This is a genomic window from Sphaerisporangium fuscum (assembly GCF_018531465.1).
GTDB lineage: Bacteria > Actinomycetota > Actinomycetes > Streptosporangiales > Streptosporangiaceae > Sphaerisporangium > Sphaerisporangium fuscum.
The window spans coordinates 268,179-286,386 of sequence record NZ_JAHDTF010000008.1 but is presented as its reverse complement, the minus strand read 5'-3'; the positions used below and the strand labels follow the sequence as shown (position 1 = coordinate 286,386).

Genomic DNA, 18,208 nt, shown 5'->3' with positions numbered 1-18,208 from the left:
GGCGCGAGGTGTCAGTGGTCCGTCGTGACCTTCACCGCTTGCTCACCCGGCTGCGAACCCGCTGCAACAGCGGCAGCATCACGTAGACGACGATGGGCACCACCACGGTGGCGACGACCCGGGGCCGCAGGAACGGCGGAACCGCCTGCAAGAGGCCGTTGAGGGCGAGCTGCACTGCGCGGAGCGGGTGGTCACGTTCGCCTGGGCACCGGGCTGCGCACCGCGCTCGAGGCCGCCTGTGCCGAGGAAGGTCTCCTCCCCGACGTCCGGACTGAGACCGACGACCTGGCCGTGCTGACCGATCTGGTCCGGCACGGTTTCGGAGTCGCCCTCATGCCCTGGTCGGCCGCCGAACGGGCCCGGCCGCACGTGGTCACCATTCCACTGCGGCCACCCGCCCCGAACCGGCGCCTGGCGCTGGTCTGGCGCCGCGACCGCCTCACCGCGCAGCGCCGGGCCTTCCTCGACCTGGCCGGACACGACTAGAGAGCACCGTCGATCCCCCTGCCCGGGCCTTCACTCGTGCGAAGGAGTGGGCGAGCGCCCACTAGAGTGGGCGTCTGCCCCGCACCGAAGGCGTGCGCGCGGCCCTGGCGAAGTTCATGGTCGACGTCGTCGGATACGACGCGAGCATGGGGGACAGCGCCGCCCGGCACTCCTCCGAGCAGGACCTCGCCGACTTCGCCCGGCTCTTCGCCCACGAACGGCGGGGCACCACGCGTCATGTCCCCGACGTCGCCGCGCTGGCGGACACCCGTGTCGTGGTCGGGGTCGGGGCCGGCTCCATATCCCTGGTCACCTACCGCACCTCGCTGGCCCTGGCCGCGCGCCTCGGCGTCGAGCCGGTCGAGTTCCCCGGCGGGCACGGCGGTTTCCGCACCCATCCCGAGCGGTTCGCCGAGGTTCTCCACCGAACGCTGGCCGCTCACGCCGCATCGTCCTGAAACGCGTCCGGGCTACGGCGGAGGGGGTGACCGAATGGCGCGAAAGGATCTTCTGACGGCCGTATCAGGCCATCTCACCGTGCGAGGACGTCACGGATCGCCTGCACCACTGCATCGGGGCGGCGGAACGGCAGTGTGACGTGCCCCGCGTCCTCCACGATGCGGTTCTCACCGCGGGGAACGGAGGCGGCGAAGTGGTGGTAGAGGCGCGTTTTGCCGTCGTTCTCCGCCTGGAGCAGTTCCTCGGAAGTGCCCGCCGAAACCGCCCGCTTGAACGGGTCGATGGCAGGCGCCGTCAGGATGATCACCGGTACGTCGGGCAGCGGGCCCGCCGCGCGGATCTCGTCGTGGAGGGCTTCGATGTTGGTGGCCTCCCGGATGCCGGTGAGCAGCCATTCAAGGCTCACATGGCTGTCGACGAGCGGCTCACGCAGGCCGGCCGGCCAGTCGGTCACCTCCTGCTCGAACAGGACGCGGTAGAACTCCAGGATTTCTCCGGGCAGCTCATCGGGAACCGCGTTGCCGGGGTCCCATGCGTCCCATCGTTCGACCAGCTCGCGCGGCATATAGGCTCGGTAGTCCTCGTGGGCCGGTTCCATCAGGACAAGCCCGGCGACTTCGCCGGGGAAGCGAGTCGCGTAGTGGCGGGCGTACAGGCCGCCCAGCGAGTGTCCGGCCAGCACGTAGGGGCCGGGTATTTCCGCGATGCGCAGGAGCGCGCGGAGCTCGTCGGTGACCTCGGTGGACGAGCGGGGCAGGTCGATGCCCTCGCTCCAGCCGGTCCCGGCCCGGTCGTAGAAGACGCTCGTGGTGAAGGCGGCGGCGCGCCGCTGGGCGTCCCAGTAGTCCATGCCGACGGCACCGGCTCCAGCGAGGAACACGACGGCGGGGGTGCCACTCCCTTCTCGCCGCAGCAGCAGCTTGCGGCCGTTCACGTCGTAGTACTCACCCAGGGGTGGCTTCATCGCACGCTCCTCCTGCAATCCCATTTTTGGGAATGGTACCAAGCATGGCATCGTAGCCGCCATGGACACCCTGACCCTGCTTCTGCACCCGGTCCGGCTGCGGATCGTGCACGCCATGTCGGGCGGTCGAGCCCGTACCGTCAGCGACCTGTGCGCAGACCTGGCCGACGTCCCGAGGACCACCGTGTACCGGCATGTCGGGCTGCTGGCCGAGGCGGGCGTGCTCGAAGTGGTCGGCGAGCAACGGGTGCACGGCGCGGTCGAGCGCACCTACCGGCTCCAACGAGCCCGGACGGTGATCGACCGCGAGAAGGCCGCGACGATGTCACTGGAGGACCATCGCGAAGCGTTCACGACGGCGCTGGGGGTGTTGCTCAGCGAGTTCAACGCCTACCTCGAGCGGGAGGGAGCGGACCCGTTCGCCGACTCGGTGGGCTACACCCAGTCCATGTACTGGCTGACACCTGACGAGCTTGCGGACCTGATCAGGCAGGTGCAGGCCGTGATGCTGGCCTACCGGGGCAACGGGCCGACGGCGGGCCGCCGGCCGTACCTGCTGAGCCCGATCCTGTTCCCCACCGGCGACACCACCACCGAAGACCATTCATGAGACTGGGAGGCCTCACCTGCTCAGGTCCGCGGCGTTAGCCTCGGTCTTTCATCAAACCTCTGAGCATTGCGGTTGAGTCTGGGTTCTGAGTGGGCCGGGTCGTGACGGCGTGATGCGGGCATGCGGCAGGCCCGGCGCGTGGCCGGGTGCTCCAGGAGTCCTCGGGGTCGTGGTCGGGCGGCAGCGCGGAGCGGCTGGTCAGCAGATGGCCGGACGGGGCAGCGCGGCCAGGCGGGCGAAGGCGGTGACGAGGTCTCGGGCCCAGGGCCAGTGTTCGGCGATCCGCAGCCAGGTCCGTCTGCCGCCGCGGGTGATGCGAGCGGCGGTGTGCAACAAATACCGCCGGTCGTCGGGGATCTGGGCAAGCGCGTGGTCCAGGACGGTGATGTGGTCGGCGGCGGTGTTGGACCCAGCCCGCCCGGGGCGCAGGATCCCGGCCAACCCCTCGCCGGTGAAACGACACCTCGCCCGTCGGACGTTACGGACAGCCTCGAACGAGACGCTGTAGAGCTCACGTGAAACTGCTCCCGGCTGCGGCGCTTTGATCCCCGACAAGTCGGATCATCGCAGCTCAGGGTGCACTTCTGCGTTCCGGTATCAAGATCGGGACTTACTCGGTGAGACTGGTCGAGATCGAGCAGGCCCACGCCTGACCCGCGCCGCTGATCCGCCCGGCCCTGCTGCGCGATCGGCAAGGTGGTGAAATCCGGATAATGCGAAAGGAACAGGGGCGCTAGCCTGCGCGTATGGCCCTTGAACCTGGAAAGACCGTGCCCGCCGTTCCCGTTCCTCTCGATGCCGAACTCCAGGTCGCTTATGACGCCTACCTGGCGGAGGAACCGGACTTGGCACCGATGAGCCTCGAGAAGCTGTCGGTGATCCGCGCGGAGGTCGACGCCGCAGTGGCGGCGCTCGAGGACCTCAGCCATGGCGGGCGCTTCACCGTCTTCCAGCCTTCGGTGCCCGGCCTGGACGGCGCCCCCGAGATCCCGCTGCTGGTGTGCACACCCTCCGGCGCGCCCGCATCGCGGCCGGCGCTCTACTTCATACACGGCGGCGGCTTCTACGGTGGCGATCACCGCACCGGGCTCGACCAGATACTCGAGACGGCCGAGCGGTTCGGGGCCACGCTGATCTCGGTCGGCTACCGGCTCGCGCCCGAGCACCCCTACCCCGCCCAGATCAACGACGCTTACGCCGGTCTGTTGTGGGTCGCCGACCACGCGGACGAGCTCGGCATCGACTCGGAACGCATCGTCGTCACGGGCTTCAGCGCCGGCGGCGCCCTCAGCGCCGCGCTCTCTTTGACCGTGCGCGACAAGGGCGGTCCCCGCCTGCTCGGCCAGCTGCTGATTGCCCCGCTGCTCGACGACCGCAACGACAGCGCCTCGGCCCTGCAGATGGACGACGTCGAACTCTTCGACCGCAGCCGCAACGGGTTCGCCTGGAGCTCGCTGCTCGGCGACGCCCAGGGCGAAGCTGACGTGCCGCAGTACGCTGCGCCCGCCCGCGCCACCGACCTGGCCGGCCTGCCGCCCACATTCCTCGACGTCGGCTCCGCCGAGTGCCTGCGCGATGAGATCCTCGCCTACGCCGACCGGATCTGGCAGGCCGGTGGCGAAGCCGAGCTGCACGTGTGGCCCGGCGGAATCCACGGTTTCGACCGGAAAGCCCCCGAGGCGCGGATCAGCAAGGCCGCTGTCGCGGCACGCCGCAACTGGCTGGAGCACCTTCTCGCCACCAACTGACGGTCTCCTCCGGCGGTAGTCGGTCGCGGGATGGACAACGTGCCGGCCAGGCGTCCCGTAGCAACGAGGTCGAGGAACCTTGCGACGGAACTCAGGCGGATAGCTGCGTGACACGGAGCCCTCCCAAGGTTCTGGACCAACAAGTGTCCAGCATCCCGGCTCCGTCAAACCCCGAGCGCATTAGACGGCCTCGAACGAGACGTTGTGGAGTTCACGTGGCAAGTGCTCCCAGCAGCGATGCTTTGATCTTCGATAAGTCGGATCATCACAGCTCAGGGAGCACTTCTGCGTTCCGACATCAAGATCCGGACTTGCCCGGTGAACGCGTCAGGCTAGAGCGCCGGGCCGCCGGGCGGCGCGTCCCGTCCCGTGAAGAACAGGGTCATCCGCCGCGCCGGGACGTAATACGCGAGATTGGGGAAGTGCTCGATCATATTGGACGGGACATCGGCGACGATGATCCCCTTTTCGTCCCGGCGCACTCTCGCCAGGGTCGAACCGTAGGTGTAGCTTTCCGGGGTGTACATCAGACTGATCAATATGATTCGGATATCGCCCTTACCGCCCGGTATACGGCGTAGCGCGGTGAGCAGCCGGCGTTCCGCCACCGGGCACGAGTTCGTGACGCCGCACGAACCGCGCCGCGCACCCACCACTTTCCACGCATAGGCGACTTCCACTGGACGGAGGATCTCTGGTTGCATTGGTTCCTACCTGCGGAGTTGACGAATTCAGTTACCCCCGACAGTGGACCGAGCGCATGATGGGAGGAAGCGGAACCAGGACTACCTGAGAACCGCAACCCCCGCCCATCGACGTGTAACGAGGTGTATCGCGCCATGGCCGGCACCACCGGATCCCCCCGCGTCTTTCTCGGCCGAGAACTCCGCAGAGCGAGGGAGATGAAAGGCATTTCTCGCCTCGCCCTGGCGAAACATCTCTACATCAGCGAAAGCCTCGTGAAGCTCTGGGAGACCGGACATCGGATTCCCACGCCCGACCACCTGACCCGGCTGGACGACCTGTACGGCATGAACGGGATTCTGGTGCGCATCCGCGAAGACCTCGTCAAAACCTCAGTGCCCCTGGAGTGGTTCGGCCGATGGCCGGAAATCGAAGCTCGCGCGACTGCGCTGTGGTCCATTCACGCGCACGTCTTCCCCGGACTACTTCAGACCGAGGCGTACGCCCGCGCGGTCCTGCAAGCGGGAAACCACCTGGCGGAGACCGAGGACCTCGTCAATGCGCGCCTGGAACGGCAACGAGTGCTCGCCAAGGAAGACCCCCCGATGATCGTCGCGCTTCTCATCGAGAGCGCTCTGCATTACGGCATCGGCGGCCCGGAGGTGATGCAGGAGCAGCTCATGCACCTCGTGAAGCTCGGCGAACGCGACGATGTGATCATTCAGGTCGTACCGAACAAGGCTCGGGCCTGCGCCAGGTTCACCGGGCCGTTCGTCATCGCGAACTTCGAGGGCGGAGACGACGTCGCATACGTGGACAACGCCATCGCAGGCGAGGTGGTCGAAGACGCGGAGGACCTCATAAGGCTGCGCAGAATATTCGATACCCTCAGGGCCTCCGCGCTCTCCAAAGATGAATCAATCGAACTGATACAGAAAGTGGCGAGAGAATGGATGCCGTGACCTGGTGCAAGAGTTCCCACAGTTCCGCGAACGGCGGCGAGTGCGTCGAAGTGGCCAAGCTCCCCCAGCGGATAGCGGTGCGTGACAGCAAGAACCCCGGGGGCCCCGTACTGGTCACCACGCCGGACGAGTGGACGGCGTTCATCATGGCCGTGAAGGAGAACTGAAGCGACAGTGCCGCGGCGGAGAACCGAGGTGACAGTGCCACCGCTCGCGGGTCGGCGTCCTCGACCGGGGCGGACGCGGTCGGCCCCTCCCTTGCCGACCGGTTCCCACGGTCGGGTACACCCTTTCCACTCGATGAAACGCTGAACGTCACCCGCTTGACTCGAACGTGCAGGGATTCTTGCCCAGGCTTGTCCAAACACGGCAACGGAGTCAGAATCAGTTAAGTCTTCAACTACTTGGTTGGGAAGCCACCGCACGGATGAGGAGAGGCATGAAGCGCACCATCTCCGTTCTCGCCGTCGCCACCGGCGTCCTCGGCGCCACGCTCACCTGCATCAGTCCCGCGTCCGCAGCCGCCCCCGCAGTCGACTGCTCCACCGGCGGGTACACCCGGGTTCTGAACAGCTACGTCCCCACCAACGTCCAGCGGCCGGCCGTGGACGGTCGTAGCTACAACATCGCCGGTCCGACGGCGTACACGTACGAGGTCTGCCTCGACATCCCGGACACCTCGACATTCACGATCGAGGCACGGATCCGGTCCGCCGACGGGTCCACCAGCGTGTTCGTGGACGCCCGACCCGGGGACAAGGTCTTCCGCTACTCGCCCGGCGCCAACAGCTTCTGGCAGGTCTACGGCACGATGACCGGGCCTGACAGCACCTACATCTACTACACCTGGTACGAAAAGCAGATCCCGGTCTGACCTGGAACGGGGCGGCGTCCTGGGGCTCATGCCCTCCGTGTGCCCTGAAAGTGCCCTGACCTCCGGAAGGTGGGGAACCACGCCGGTCAAGCGAGCGGGGGCGGACGAGTCGGCCTGTAGGCCGGGTTCTGTCCTCTGCTTGCGCAAAGGGGCGACCATCCATCTAGGACCGCCGTTGCCGGCGGCCTCAAGCGGTCTACCCGCGCGGCTCGGGCGGGTCACCCTCGAACGTCGCGCGCGGGGCCTTCCGTGGAAGGCCCCTTCTTGACCTTGCTCCAGGTGGGGTTTACCGAGCCGCCCACGTCACCGTGGGCGCTGGTGGTCTCTTACACCACCGTTTCACCCTTACCTCCCCTGGACGGGGAGGCGGTCTGTTTTCTGTGGCACTTTCCCGCGGGTCACCCCGGGTCGGCGTTACCGACCACCTTGCCCTGTGGAGCCCGGACCTTCCTCGGCGGGGCTTGGAGAAGCCCCGACGCGGCCGCCCGGCCGGCTCGTCCGCCGTCGCCCAAGTTTAACGGATCAGCGGCCGCCACCGATCCATGATCACCGGAGGTGGGCGGTGTCGTTGAACGCCCTGACCAGCTCGGGACCATCGGCGAAGTAGTCGACCGCCGACAGGGACGCCAGGTCGAGGTGCATGCGGTAGAGCGCGGCCGGGGGCGCCAGCAGCGCGAAGCGCAGGAGCAGCTTGATCGGCGACACGTGCGAGACGACCAGGACGTTCTTGCCCTTGTGGTCGAGCAGCAGCCGGTCGCGGGCCGCCCGCACCCGCAGCGCCACCTGGTCGAAGCTCTCGCCGCCGGGCGGGGCCACCGAGGGGTCGTCGAGCCAGGCGGCCAGCTCGCCGGGCCAGCGGCGCTGGATCTCGGTGAAGGTGTGGCCCTCCCACTCGCCGAAGTCGACCTCACGGAGACCGTCGTCCACCTCGACCTTCAGGCCGGTGCGGGCGGCGACGGCCTCGGCCGTCCGCCGGGCCCGCCGCAGCGGGGAGCTGACGATCACGTCGAGGGCGTACGGCTCGCGTGACAGCCGCGCGGCGGCGGCCTCGGCCTGCGCCATGCCCTTGGGAGTGAGCTCGGGGTCGGCGCCGGTGCCGGAGAATCGGCGCTCGACCGACAGCGGCGTCTCGCCGTGGCGGAGCAGCAGCAGCGACGTCGCCGTGGCGGCCGGCCCCATCCAGCCGCTGCCGGATCCGGCCTCCGACCGGACGGCGGGCTCGCCGGCGGTGACCGTGCTCTGCCCGGCGCCGGGGGTGACGTCGAAGAGGGTTTCGGCACGGCCGGTGCCGGGGGACGTGGCGCGCCCGGTGGCCTCGGCGGAGGAAGGGCCGGGCTCGGCCGGGGGTGTGACCACCGGGAGCGTGGCGCCCTGCCACCGCTCGCCCTTGGCGGCGGCGTCCATGGCCTCGTTGGCCAGGCGGTCGGCGTCGCGGTTGCGCTCGCGCGGGATCCACTTCCAGGTCACCCGCAGGCGCCGGGCCAGGCCGGCGGCTTCGAGCGCGAGGGGACGCAGCCCTTCGTTCTTGATCTTCCACCGGCCGGCCATCTGCTCGATGACGAGCTTGGAGTCCATGCGGACCTCGACCGGGGCGCCCTCGCCGCCGAGGGCGAGCGCCGAGCGCAGCCCGGCGATCAGGCCCTGGTATTCGGCGACGTTGTTGGTGGTGACGCCGAGCGCGTCGGCCGCCTCGGCGAGCACCTGGCCGTCGGTGTCCTTGACGACCGCGCCGTACCCGGCGGGGCCGGGGTTGCCGCGCGAGCCGCCGTCGGCCTCGACGACGAGGTTCACAGCCCCGACTCGGCGGTGCGGACGAGGATGCGGCGGCACTCCTCGCAGCGCAGCACCTCGTCGTGGGCGGCGGCGCGGATGCGGCTGAGGTCGGCGATCGAGAGGGAGACCTTGCAGCCCTGGCACCGCCCGCCGTGCAGCATGGCGGCGCCCACGCCGTACTGCCCGCGGAGCTTCTCGTACAGGGCGAGCAGGTCGGCGGGGATGTCGGAGGCGATGCCGCCGCGCCGGCCCTTGGTCTCCTCGGCCTCCTTGTCGATCTCGCCGAGGGCGGAGTCGCGCTTCTCCTCCAGGGTGGACAGGCCCGCGCCGATCTCGGCGCGCTCGGCGCCCAGCTGGGCGACCCTGGCGTCGGCGGCCTCCCGGCGCTCCATGATCTCAAGGACGACGTCCTCGAGGTCGGCCTGGCGGCGGTGGAGCGAGGCGATCTCCGACTGGAGGTTGGACAGGTCGCGCGGTGAGGAGACCTGTCCGGAGTCGAGGCGCTTCTGGTCGCGCTCGGCGCGCACGCGCACCGCGTCGACGTCGGACTCGGCCTTGGCCTGCTCCCGGGCGAGGTCGCCGGCCTCGGTCTCCGCGCCGATGATCTCGGTGGCGAGGCGGGCGAGCTTGGCCGTACGCTCCTCGATCTCCGCGAGCTCGGGCAGCGTACGGCGGCGGTGCGCCAGCCGGTCGAGGACCGCGTCGAGCTCGGCGAGCTCGAGGAGGCGCTTCTGTGCTTCCGGGGCTGCTTTCACTTTTCCTCGCACTGTGCTGTTGTCGTCCAGGCGTCCGTGACCGTCTCGGAGACGCGCGTCTCAACACTAATCCCCTGCGCGGCCAACCCGGACGCGAGAAGGGCGGCCGCCTGCGGCAGCCAGGGCCATTCGGTGGCCCAGTGGGCGGCGTCGATCAGCGCCGGCCCGCCCCCGGAGAACGCCCCGGCCTCGGTGAACTCGCTGGCCGGGTGGTGCCGGAGGTCGGCGGTGAGGAAGACGTCGGCGTCGATGGCGGCGCCGAGCAGAGAATCACCGGCGCCGCCGCTGACCGCGACCCTGCGGACCGGCCGGGAGGGGTCTCCGGCGACGCGCAGGCCCCACGCGGTGCGCGGCAGCCCGCGGGCGGCCTGGGCGGCGAAGTCCCGCAGCGTCATCGGCTCCTCCAGCACCCCCACACGGCCGAGGCCCCGCGCGGGGTCGTCGGGGGACGGCCGCAGCGGGCGCAGGTCGCCGGTGAGCCCGACGGCCCGGGCGAGCGCGTCGGAGACGCCCGGGTCGGCGACGTCGGCGTTGGTGTGCGCGGTGAAGAGGGCGACGTCGTTCCTGATCAGCCGGTGGACCAGCGCGCCCTTGGCGGTGGTCGCCGCCACCGTGGTCGTCCCGCGCAGGTAGAGCGGGTGGTGGGTGACGATCAGGTCGGCGCCCCAGGCCAGCGCCTCGTCGGCGACGGTCGCGACCGGGTCGACGGCGAACAGGATCCTGCGTACGGATTGCGCCGGATCTCCGCAAACCAGCCCCACAGCGTCCCAGGGCTCCGCCCAAGCGGGGTCATACGTGGACTCAAGTTCCGCGATTATCGCGGTCAACGCTGCTGCGGACACGTGCGCAGACTACCGGCACGACTTAACGTGAGCATGTCCTGACACCTGGAGGGCTGTCGAATGGCACCGTCGGTGGCGATCATAGGGGCGGGCTTCGGTGGGCTGTGCATGGGGATCCAGCTCCAGAAGGCCGGCATCACGTCGTACACGATCTTCGAGAAGGCCGGCGGCGTCGGCGGCACCTGGCGTGCCAACACCTATCCCGGGGCCGCCTGCGACGTGCCCTCCCACCTGTACTCCTACTCCTTCGAGCAGCGTCACGACTGGACGCGCCGCTTCCCCGCCCAGCGGGAGATCCTGGCCTACCTCGAAGGGTGCGCCGACAAGTACGGCCTGCGTCCCCACCTGCGGCTGAACACCGAGGTGACCGCCGCGGCGTTCGACGAGAGCGTGAACCGCTGGCGGCTGACGACGTCCGACGGCGGCGAGGAGCTGTTCGACGTGGTCGTCTCCGGTGTCGGGCAGCTCAACCGGCCGCGCCTGCCCGACATCCCCGGCGTGGACGCCTACGAGGGCACCGCCTTCCACTCCGCCCGCTGGAACCACGGGCACGAGCTCACCGGACGGCGGGTCGCGGTGATCGGCAACGGGTCGTCGGCGGCGCAGATCATCCCCCGCGTCGCCCCCGTCGTCGATCACCTGGACGTCTACCAGCGCACGCCGAGCTGGGTGATCCCCAAGGTCAACGGCGAGTACGGGCGCAGTGAGCGGCTGGCGTTCCGGTACGTGCCGTTCCTGCAGGCCGCCAACCGCGAGCGCATCTACCGGGTGATCGAGGGCCTGGTCTATCCCGTGCTGGTCGGCGGCTGGAGCCGGCGCATGGTCACCCGGCGCGCCCAGGAGCACCTCAGGCAGCAGGTCGGCGACCCCGGACTCCGGGCCAAGCTCACGCCCGCCTACCCCATCGGCTGCAAGCGCATCGTGATCGACAGCGACTTCTATCCGGCGCTCACCAGGCCGAACGTCGAGCTCGTCACCGACCCGATCGCCCGCCTCGTCCCCAAGGGCGTCGAGACGGCGGACGGCGTCACCCGCGAGGCCGACACCCTCATCTACGCCACGGGCTTCCACACCACCGACTTCCTCGCCCCGATCGAGATCACCGGGCGCGCGGGCCGCCGGCTGCACGAGATCTGGAAGGACGGCGCCGAGGCCTACCTGGGGGTGGCCGTTCCCCACTTCCCGAACCTCTTCCTGCTGTACGGCCCGAACACCAACCTCGGCCACAACTCGATCATCCTGATGATCGAGGCGCAGGTCCGGTACATCATGGGCTGTCTGCCCCTGTTGTCCGCGCGGGGCCCGATGGAGGTCCGGCAGGCGGCCCTGGACGGCTGGCGCCGGGCCCTCGACCGGGCGATGGCCCGCACGGTCTGGCAGGCGAGCTGCCACAGCTGGTACAAGAACGCCGCGGGGCGGGTGACCAACAACTGGCCGGGCCCGACCACGCTCTACCGCCGCATCACCCGCGCCCCGCGCCCGGACGCGTACCGCTTCGGCTGACCTGCCGCGCCCCCCGTCCGCCGTCCGCCGCGTATACGGTCGGATCGGACGAGAGGAGTCACAGTGTTCGAAGACCTGCATCGGGACGCGATCGTGGCGGACACCCACAACGACCTTCTGATGGCCGTGTCGGCGCGGCCGCCGCAGAAGTGGGCGTCGTTCTTCCGGGAGCGCTGGCTGCCGCAGCTGCGTGAGGGTGGGGTCGACGTGCAGGTCCTGCCCGTCTTCATCGACCACAACTTCCGGCCCGAGGGCGCCCTCCGGCAGACGCTGCGGATGATCGAGTGCGCCCACGTGCTGGCCGAGGGCAACCCGGACGAGGTGAGCATCTGCCTGGACGCCCGGCAGATCGACGAGGCGGTCGCCGCCGGAAAGATCGCCCTGGTCCTGGCCCTGGAGAGCATGCCCGGCGTCGACGCGAGCGTGGAGCTCATCCCCACCCTGTTCCGCCTCGGCGTCCGCGTCGGCTCCATCGCGCACTGGGGCCGTACGCCGCTCGCCGACGGCAGCGGGGAGGACGATACCGGCAGCCGCCTGACGTCGCCGGGCGTCGAGGCGCTGCGGGAGATGGAACGGCTTGGGATGATCTTCGACATCTCGCACCTCGGCGCGTCCGGGGTGGCGCACGTGCTGGAGATCGCCACCCGGCCGGTCATCGCGACGCACTCCTCTGCCCGCGCGCTGCGCGACCATCACCGCAACCTCACCGACGACCAGTTGCGGGCGGTCGCGGCGAACGGGGGCGTGGTGTGCGTGAACTTCCTGGCGGCGTTCCTGTCGGACGATCCGGAGGGGTACACGGTGGAGCGGCTGGCCGACCACATCCTGCACGTGGCGGAGGTCGCCGGGATCGACCACGTGGGCCTCGGGCCCGACTTCATCCGCGAGGTCATGGACGACCTCACGCCGCCCTGCGAGACGGAGGACACCACCGGCCTCGACACCCGGGGCGCCATCCCCGGGCTCGACGGGCCGAGCGGCATGCCACTGGTCACCGAGCAACTGCTCAAGCGGGGCGTGGCCGAGGACGACATCCGCAAGATCCTCGGCGGAAACGTCATGCGGCTGTTCCACGCCGAACTCGGCCGCCCCTCCGGTCAGCCGGCCGGGTGAGGTAGGACGGGAGCGCCGCTGGCCGGTCGGCGTCAGGCCCGGTCACGGAGGAACATCCGGCGAGGGCGCGGAGTGTACGGGGTTTGGGACCGTCCCGAAATGGGAGATTCACCACATGATCTTGGTGTACGGATGATCTGGAACGGCCTGCGACGGCCGTGTAATGATCATTCGCGAGATCGAGCGATTCACCGGAGGGCTCACATGAAGAACGGTCTCAAGCGCATGTCCGCAGGTCTCGCCGTCGTCGCCGCCACGGCCGCCGCCGGCGTCGTCCTCACCGCGGGCCCGTCCTCCGCCGTGACGATCGTCAAGGAGTACCCGTACACGGCGACGGGCGCGCGGCAGTGCCAGATCGACCTCAAGACGGCCCCGGCCGGCTACTACTGCGGCCTCATCTACCGCCCCATGGGTTACGCCCTCATGCACAACTGATCCAGGCGGCCTTACCGAACGCCGCCCCGGCCCCCGGAGGCGGCGTTCGGCATCCAGGGGTTCCCGTTCCGTGCCGCCCTTCACGAGTCCGTGGACGTGTTCCTGTCGTAGCCGGCGACTCTGGCCTCGTTCTCGGTGCAGAAGAGGTGGGATTCCAGCGGCGTGATGCCGTAGTCGTCGTCCCTGGGGATGGAGTAGGTCATGGGGGAGGCGAAGTCGGTCGTGACGACGGGCAGCCCGCCGCATCTCAGCACGTGAATCGGGTAGCTCGCCATCAGGGCGGTCGAGGGGGTGACGAGCGCGGCCAGGTAGACCACGGCCACGGCGACCAGCGCCCGCAGCCAGTCGGGCAGGGCCCGCACGCGGACCATCAGGAGCACGATCAGGCCCGCGAGGTAGGCGGCCACCAGGAGCAGGCCGTACGGCAGGACGAACCGGAGGACGCCGCCCGGGGCCAGCACCACGATCATCACGGGCAGGAACAGCGCGGGAACGCCGAAGACGAACACGGCCAGCCAGCCGCTCGCACGTCCAAATGATCTGTGCTTCACATGTTGTCGGACGCCCCGGAGCAACGGTTGGTTCTGACCGGAAGGGCCTCGTCACCCATGTTGGGGGCGCCGTCACACGGTAACCACGGTGAGCGAGCTGTGCAGTCCCTTGAAGTCGGCGCCGTTACGCGTGAAGAGCGGCAGGCCGCGGGTGGACGCTACCGCCGCGATCATCAAATCGAGCTTACGAGGACGAGGATCTCGCCCAGCCGCGATCGTCAGGGCCACCAGGGTGCCATAGCGCGCGGCTGCGTCGGAATCGAAAGGAAGCGGCTCGAAGTCGGTGACCGCCGCCCCAAGCTTCTCCATGCGGGCGGCCCTGCTCTCCGCGTCCTTCGCCATGGCGACGCCCTGATGAAGCTCCGCCAGCGTGATAGCGGTGATCTCAGGAATGACAGGCAACCGCACTGGATCGATCAGAGCGAGGTCGATGTACGTGCAGGTGTCCAGGACTCCCACATCGGCACGCTCAGCCACGGCGACGCTCCCACGGATCGTCGTCTTCACCCACTCGCTCGTCACTGCCGAAGAACTCCTCGGCCTCTCGCCTCATTCGCTCGTAATCGACCACAGGCAGCCGCCGGTGCCGAGCCACGAGTTCCTCAGCCGTCAGACGTCTCTTACGTGCCAGCGGACGCAATTCGGCGACTTCCACACCGTTGCGGGTGATGTGGTAGACCTCACCAGCTTCAACGGCGTCCATCACGGCCGCGGAATTATTACGGAACTCACGTTGGGTGATTATCTTCATACATCGAATGTAGCCCTACGTGTCTCACCGCGCTACGCCATCTGCGAGAAAGTCAACGGCGGCGGGGGGACAGGAGCCAGGCGAGGTCGATGACGGTGATGGCGCCCCAGATCCAGCAGACGACGGTCACTCCCCCGGGTGCCAGTGCCGTGGCGAGGGCGCCGAGTGCGACGGTGGCCAGGACGACCTTGGCGCCGCTCCGGGCGGCCAGGGCCGAACGCAGCGGGCCGGGTTCGGCCAGGCGGTCGGCCAGGTAGGCGTCGAACGCCTCGGCGACCTGGTCGTCGATCTCGTCCCGGAGGCGGGAGTCCAGAACGTCGGGGCCGCCGGTCTCCCCGGGCGCCCGGGACGGGACGCCGACCCCCAGGGGCACGGCGGCGGGCCGGGAGGGGACGGTGGACTGTTCCGGGCGGGCGCCGGAGATCCAGGTCCCGCCGGGATCTTTGGGAACCGGAAGCCGGCATCCGATCACCTTTTCGCGCATCTCCACCCCTTGGTCCGGCGCCTTCCCCTCCACGGTAGCCATTGCAGAGAAGCTCTGCAAATAATTTCGGTGATGACTGCAGAGGTTCTCTGCAGTAGGCTGGTCGGCATGGTCGAGCGTTCCGAGACGAGAGTTCTCACAGGTCCGGAGCTCAAGGCCTTCTACAAGGCACTGTCCAACCCCGTGCGCCGCGACATCCTGAGCTACCTCGGCGAGCACGGCGAGGCGAACTCCACCAGCGTCGCCAAGGCGCTCGGCGAGAGCACCGGCACCACCAGCTACCACCTGCGCAAACTCGCCGACCTGAAGCTGATCGCCGAGATCGCGGAGCGCTCCACCGGTCGCGAGCGCTGGTGGAGGTCGCTGATGACCGACATCTTCACGCCCCCGGGACTGGAGATGACGGACGACGAGCGCGAGGCCGCAACGAAGATCGGCGCCCTCAAGCTGACGCACGACCTGAACCTCGTCGTGCGGGCGTACGCCGGCTACGACAGGTCGGAGGGCTGGAATCACATCTTCCGCGCCGGACTCCGGATGACCAAGGAGCAGGTGGCGGCGTTCGCCGAGGAGTACTACGCGCTGCTGCGCAAGTACGCGACCGAGCCGGGCGACCACCCGCCGGGCTCACGCCAGATGGCCGTCCGCCTGGTCGTCCTGCCCGACGACGGCCCCGGTCCGCCCGTGCCGGAGGACCTGGAAGGCGAGTGACGCCCCCGCGGGGCCTCCAACAGCGCGATGTGCCTCAGTGGGCGCGGAGCCAGCCGAGGACCTCGGCGGCGTGCCGGTCCGGCGGGAACACCGGGTAGAAGACGTGCTCGACGACACCGTCGTTCACGATCATGGTGAGGCGGCGATAGAGGGTCAGGGCGCGCCTTCCTCCAGGTGCGCGGCGAGCGTGTCCCTGCGTTCGGTCAACAGCGTGATCCTTTCCGTGAGATCGTCGATCGCGTGGCGGAGAGTGGCCCGGCCCTGCGCGCCAGCTCCCCCACTCGCATGTCTCGACGCTAAACCCGCACCTTGAGGTCCAGGTCAACCCATCCGCCGTACGACGGCGCCGGAACCACCGCCCCGCACCTCACCGACGCGGCGCCGAGAGGAGCACGAGCGCGACGGGAGGGAGAACCCTTGACTCGGGCCATGGACGCCATGGCCGAACCTCCGTCGGTTACGGCCGCCTCGGGCGAATATTGACGTTTTCTTGACGGCTTGATCGCGATCTCCCGGCGTCCGCCCTTTGTAGGGTCCAAATCGTCTTTACGGGCCTTTACGCGGGGGTGGCGGCTTTGGCTGGAGTGTCAGGGTCTGTCGTGGCGGGTGAGCGACCGTTGCGAAGGTGGTTGCTGGAGGGCCTGCAGGCCGACTCCCGGCAGGTGGACCAGGGGCCGCATCGTAAGCACCCGTGGTGGCAGGTGATGTGCCTGACGGGGCTCGACTACTTCTCCACGCTCGGCTACCAGCCGGGGATCGCGGCGCTGGCGGCCGGGGCGCTGTCGCCCGTGGCGACGCTCCTGCTGGTGACGCTCACCCTGCTGGGGGCGCTGCCGATCTACCGGCGGGTGGCGGTGGAGAGCCCGTACGGGCAGGGGTCGATCGCCATGCTGGAGAAGCTGGCGCCGCAGTGGTGGGGCAAGCTCTTCGTCCTGGCGCTGCTCGGCTTCGCGGCCACCGACTTCATCATCACCATGACCCTGTCGGCCGCCGACGCCACGGCCCACATCCTCGAGAACCCCTTCGTCCCCGATTTCCTGCACGGCCGGCAGGTCCTGGTGACGTTGGTGCTGCTCGGCCTGCTCGGCGCGGTGTTCCTGCGCGGCTTCAGCGAGGCGATCGGTATCGCCGTCCTGCTGGTGGCCGTCTACCTGGTGCTCAACGCGATCGTCGTGGCGGTGGCGGTGCTGCACGTGCTGGAACGGCCGCACGTCGTCGTCGACTGGCAGCGGCTGCTCAGCTCCGGCTACAGCAGCCCGATGGCGATGATCGGGCTGTCGCTGCTCGCCATGCCCAAGCTCGCCCTCGGCATGTCGGGGTTCGAGACGGGTGTCGCGGTCATGCCGCTGGTGAAGGGCGACCTGGGCGGGCGGATCAAGGGCACCAAGCGGCTGCTGACCGTCGCCGCTCTGATCATGAGCGTCTTCCTGATCCTCAGCAGCTTCGCCACGACCATGCTGATCCCGGCGAAGGAGTTCGAGGAGGGCGGCAAGGCGAGCGGCCGCGCCCTGGCCTACCTGGCGCACGGTTTCCTCGGCGACTGGTTCGGCACGCTGTACGACGTCAGCACGATCGCGATCCTGTGGTTCGCCGGCGCCTCCGCCATGGCCGGGCTGCTGAACCTCGTGCCGCGCTACCTGCCCAGGTACGGCATGGCGCCGGACTGGACCCGCGCGGTCCGGCCGCTGGTGCTGGTGTTCACCCTGATCGCGTTCGCGATCACGGTGATCTTCGACGCGGACGTCGAGACGCAGGGCGGGGCGTACGCGACGGGGGTGCTGGTGCTGTTCATGTCGGCGAACGTCGCGGTGGCCCTGGCCGCCCGCAGGCGGCGGCAGCGCCGGCTGTTCCTCGCCTTCGCCGCGATCGGCGTGGTGCTGGCCTACACCCTGGTCGCCAACGTCATCGAACGCCCGGACGGCGTGAAGATCGCGTCGTTCTTCATCGTGGCCATCGTCGCGACGTCGCTGATCTCGCGGGCCACCCGCTCCACCGAGCTGCGTGTCACCGAGGTCCACCTCGACCCCCAGGCCGAGAGGTTCGTCCAGGACGCCTGCGGCGAGATCCACCTGATCGCGAACGAGCCGCACGAGCGCGACCAGACCGAGTACACCGAAAAGCGCCGCGAGACCTGGCTCAACCATCGCCTGGGCAGCAAGGACCCGACCATCTTCGTCGAGGTGACCGTGCCGGACGCCTCGGAGTTCGAGACCGAGCTGCGCGTGGTGGGCGAGGAGCGGTACGGGCACCGGGTTCTGCGCGTCGAGGGTTCGACGGTCCCCAACGCCCTGGCCGCGCTCCTGCTGTACCTGCGCGACCGCACGGGAAGGGTGCCGCACATCTACTTCCACTGGGCGGAGGGCAACCCGATCGCGGCGATGCTGCGCTACCTGGCGCTCGGCGGGGGCGACGTGCCGCCGCTGACCCGGGAGGTGCTCAGGCAGGCCGAACCCGACCCCCTGCGCCGCCCGCACGTCCACGTCGGCTAGTGCCCTGCGCCGGG

At 69.3% G+C, this 18,208-nt stretch carries 23 protein-coding genes and 1 other RNA gene; 12 read left to right on the top strand and 12 right to left on the bottom strand.

Annotated features, from left to right (window positions below; genetic code table 11):
* Positions 1-31: 31 nt before the first annotated feature.
* On the bottom strand, positions 32-175 hold the full coding sequence (locus KIK05_RS12140; RefSeq protein ID WP_214410735.1) for a hypothetical protein: 144 nt from the start codon (positions 173-175) through the stop codon (positions 32-34).
* Between KIK05_RS12140 and KIK05_RS12135 the strand changes: the two genes are divergently transcribed.
* Entirely contained in the window at positions 175-486 is a 312-nt protein-coding gene (locus tag KIK05_RS12135; RefSeq protein WP_214410771.1) for a LysR family transcriptional regulator substrate-binding protein, read from the top strand. The two genes, KIK05_RS12140 and KIK05_RS12135, sit on opposite strands and share 1 nt — an antisense overlap.
* Before the next feature lie 92 nt (positions 487-578).
* Positions 579-944 (top strand): hypothetical protein, encoded by a 366-nt coding sequence (locus KIK05_RS12130; RefSeq protein ID WP_214410734.1) that lies wholly within the window; start codon positions 579-581, stop codon positions 942-944.
* 74 nt (positions 945-1,018) lie between these two features.
* Here the strand turns inward: KIK05_RS12130 and KIK05_RS12125 are convergent, their stop codons facing one another.
* Entirely contained in the window at positions 1,019-1,909 is an 891-nt protein-coding gene (locus KIK05_RS12125) for an alpha/beta fold hydrolase (protein ID WP_214410733.1), read from the bottom strand.
* A 61-nt stretch (positions 1,910-1,970) separates the two neighbouring features.
* Here KIK05_RS12125 and KIK05_RS12120 point away from each other — a divergent pair, with 61 nt between their 5' ends.
* Entirely contained in the window at positions 1,971-2,519 is a 549-nt protein-coding gene (locus KIK05_RS12120; RefSeq protein WP_214410732.1) for a helix-turn-helix domain-containing protein, read from the top strand.
* A gap of 198 nt (positions 2,520-2,717) precedes the next feature.
* On the opposite strand, the gene KIK05_RS12115 is transcribed toward KIK05_RS12120, so the two are convergent.
* Entirely contained in the window at positions 2,718-2,960 is a 243-nt protein-coding gene (locus tag KIK05_RS12115; RefSeq protein ID WP_214410773.1) for a transposase, read from the bottom strand.
* Between the two features lie 329 nt (positions 2,961-3,289).
* On the opposite strand from KIK05_RS12115, the gene KIK05_RS12110 reads away from it, so the two are divergent.
* Positions 3,290-4,267 carry an alpha/beta hydrolase gene (locus KIK05_RS12110; protein ID WP_308249876.1) on the top strand — a complete coding sequence of 326 codons (978 nt, stop codon included), beginning with the start codon at positions 3,290-3,292 and terminating at the stop codon, positions 4,265-4,267.
* A 332-nt stretch (positions 4,268-4,599) separates the two neighbouring features.
* Here KIK05_RS12110 and KIK05_RS12105 read toward each other — a convergent pair whose 3' ends face one another.
* Complete coding sequence (locus tag KIK05_RS12105; RefSeq protein ID WP_214410730.1) at positions 4,600-4,947, bottom strand: hypothetical protein; 348 nt, start codon at positions 4,945-4,947, stop codon at positions 4,600-4,602.
* A gap of 159 nt (positions 4,948-5,106) precedes the next feature.
* On the opposite strand from KIK05_RS12105, the gene KIK05_RS12100 reads away from it, so the two are divergent.
* The 3 genes from KIK05_RS12100 to KIK05_RS12090 all read left to right on the top strand — a co-directional run bounded on the left by KIK05_RS12100 (position 5,107) and on the right by KIK05_RS12090 (position 6,787).
* Positions 5,107-5,913, top strand: a complete 807-nt coding sequence (locus KIK05_RS12100) for a helix-turn-helix domain-containing protein (RefSeq protein ID WP_214410729.1) — start codon at positions 5,107-5,109, stop codon at positions 5,911-5,913.
* Positions 5,901-6,080 carry a DUF397 domain-containing protein gene (locus tag KIK05_RS12095; RefSeq protein ID WP_214410728.1) on the top strand — a complete coding sequence of 60 codons (180 nt, stop codon included), beginning with the start codon at positions 5,901-5,903 and terminating at the stop codon, positions 6,078-6,080. Before KIK05_RS12100 ends, KIK05_RS12095 begins: the two co-directional genes overlap by 13 nt.
* 272 nt (positions 6,081-6,352) lie before the next feature.
* Positions 6,353-6,787, top strand: a complete 435-nt coding sequence (locus KIK05_RS12090) for a hypothetical protein (RefSeq protein WP_214410727.1) — start codon at positions 6,353-6,355, stop codon at positions 6,785-6,787.
* A 101-nt stretch (positions 6,788-6,888) separates the two neighbouring features.
* Here KIK05_RS12090 and rnpB read toward each other — a convergent pair.
* The 4 genes from rnpB to KIK05_RS12070 form a co-directional block, all read right to left on the bottom strand.
* Positions 6,889-7,284: RNase P RNA component class A (rnpB, locus tag KIK05_RS12085), an RNA gene on the bottom strand.
* Positions 7,285-7,333: 49 nt separating this feature from the next.
* Positions 7,334-8,578, bottom strand: a complete 1,245-nt coding sequence (locus tag KIK05_RS12080; protein ID WP_214410726.1) for a bifunctional RNase H/acid phosphatase — start codon at positions 8,576-8,578, stop codon at positions 7,334-7,336.
* Positions 8,575-9,315: a zinc ribbon domain-containing protein gene (locus KIK05_RS12075; RefSeq protein ID WP_214410725.1), complete on the bottom strand. Its 741-nt coding sequence runs from the start codon at positions 9,313-9,315 to the stop codon at positions 8,575-8,577. Before KIK05_RS12075 ends, KIK05_RS12080 begins: the two co-directional genes overlap by 4 nt.
* Entirely contained in the window at positions 9,312-10,157 is an 846-nt protein-coding gene (locus tag KIK05_RS12070) for a Nif3-like dinuclear metal center hexameric protein (protein WP_372455582.1), read from the bottom strand. Before KIK05_RS12070 ends, KIK05_RS12075 begins: the two co-directional genes overlap by 4 nt.
* 72 nt (positions 10,158-10,229) lie before the next feature.
* Between KIK05_RS12070 and KIK05_RS12065 the strand changes: the two genes are divergently transcribed.
* The 3 genes from KIK05_RS12065 to KIK05_RS12055 all read left to right on the top strand — a co-directional run bounded on the left by KIK05_RS12065 (position 10,230) and on the right by KIK05_RS12055 (position 13,208).
* Positions 10,230-11,660 carry a flavin-containing monooxygenase gene (locus KIK05_RS12065; protein ID WP_308249875.1) on the top strand — a complete coding sequence of 477 codons (1,431 nt, stop codon included), beginning with the start codon at positions 10,230-10,232 and terminating at the stop codon, positions 11,658-11,660.
* A 63-nt stretch (positions 11,661-11,723) separates the two neighbouring features.
* On the top strand, positions 11,724-12,773 hold the full coding sequence (locus tag KIK05_RS12060; protein WP_214410723.1) for a dipeptidase: 1,050 nt from the start codon (positions 11,724-11,726) through the stop codon (positions 12,771-12,773).
* 204 nt (positions 12,774-12,977) lie between these two features.
* Positions 12,978-13,208, top strand: a complete 231-nt coding sequence (locus KIK05_RS12055) for a hypothetical protein (protein WP_214410722.1) — start codon at positions 12,978-12,980, stop codon at positions 13,206-13,208.
* 80 nt (positions 13,209-13,288) lie between these two features.
* On the opposite strand, the gene KIK05_RS12050 is transcribed toward KIK05_RS12055, so the two are convergent.
* The 4 genes from KIK05_RS12050 to KIK05_RS12035 form a co-directional block, all read right to left on the bottom strand.
* A complete protein-coding gene (locus tag KIK05_RS12050) occupies positions 13,289-13,759 on the bottom strand; it encodes a hypothetical protein (RefSeq protein ID WP_214410721.1) in 471 nt (156 codons plus the stop codon).
* A 72-nt stretch (positions 13,760-13,831) separates the two neighbouring features.
* Positions 13,832-14,266: a type II toxin-antitoxin system VapC family toxin gene (locus tag KIK05_RS12045; protein WP_308249874.1), complete on the bottom strand. Its 435-nt coding sequence runs from the start codon at positions 14,264-14,266 to the stop codon at positions 13,832-13,834.
* A complete protein-coding gene (locus tag KIK05_RS12040; RefSeq protein WP_214410720.1) occupies positions 14,229-14,510 on the bottom strand; it encodes a type II toxin-antitoxin system Phd/YefM family antitoxin in 282 nt (93 codons plus the stop codon). The genes KIK05_RS12045 and KIK05_RS12040 overlap by 38 nt, the downstream gene beginning before the upstream one ends.
* Positions 14,511-14,562: 52 nt before the next feature.
* Complete coding sequence (locus KIK05_RS12035) at positions 14,563-14,994, bottom strand: hypothetical protein (protein WP_214410719.1); 432 nt, start codon at positions 14,992-14,994, stop codon at positions 14,563-14,565.
* Positions 14,995-15,102: 108 nt separating this feature from the next.
* On the opposite strand from KIK05_RS12035, the gene KIK05_RS12030 reads away from it, so the two are divergent.
* On the top strand, positions 15,103-15,705 hold the full coding sequence (locus KIK05_RS12030) for a helix-turn-helix domain-containing protein (protein WP_214410718.1): 603 nt from the start codon (positions 15,103-15,105) through the stop codon (positions 15,703-15,705).
* A gap of 617 nt (positions 15,706-16,322) precedes the next feature.
* On the top strand, positions 16,323-18,194 hold the full coding sequence (locus tag KIK05_RS12025; protein ID WP_250562633.1) for an APC family permease: 1,872 nt from the start codon (positions 16,323-16,325) through the stop codon (positions 18,192-18,194).
* Positions 18,195-18,208: the final 14 nt, after the last annotated feature.

What these genes read in the sequence shown, in the direction of transcription:
- KIK05_RS12125 (WP_214410733.1), bottom strand. Translation starts at nt 1,909, where the DNA reads ATGAAGCCACCCCTGGGTGAGTACTACGACGTGAACGGCCGCAAGCTG.
- KIK05_RS12120 (WP_214410732.1), top strand. Translation starts at nt 1,971, where the DNA reads ATGGACACCCTGACCCTGCTTCTGCACCCGGTCCGGCTGCGGATCGTG.
- KIK05_RS12100 (WP_214410729.1), top strand. Translation starts at nt 5,107, where the DNA reads ATGGCCGGCACCACCGGATCCCCCCGCGTCTTTCTCGGCCGAGAACTC.
- KIK05_RS12095 (WP_214410728.1), top strand. Translation starts at nt 5,901, where the DNA reads ATGGATGCCGTGACCTGGTGCAAGAGTTCCCACAGTTCCGCGAACGGC.
- KIK05_RS12090 (WP_214410727.1), top strand. Translation starts at nt 6,353, where the DNA reads ATGAAGCGCACCATCTCCGTTCTCGCCGTCGCCACCGGCGTCCTCGGC.
- KIK05_RS12055 (WP_214410722.1), top strand. Translation starts at nt 12,978, where the DNA reads ATGAAGAACGGTCTCAAGCGCATGTCCGCAGGTCTCGCCGTCGTCGCC.
- KIK05_RS12040 (WP_214410720.1), bottom strand. Translation starts at nt 14,510, where the DNA reads ATGAAGATAATCACCCAACGTGAGTTCCGTAATAATTCCGCGGCCGTG.
- KIK05_RS12035 (WP_214410719.1), bottom strand. Translation starts at nt 14,994, where the DNA reads ATGCGCGAAAAGGTGATCGGATGCCGGCTTCCGGTTCCCAAAGATCCC.
- KIK05_RS12030 (WP_214410718.1), top strand. Translation starts at nt 15,103, where the DNA reads ATGGTCGAGCGTTCCGAGACGAGAGTTCTCACAGGTCCGGAGCTCAAG.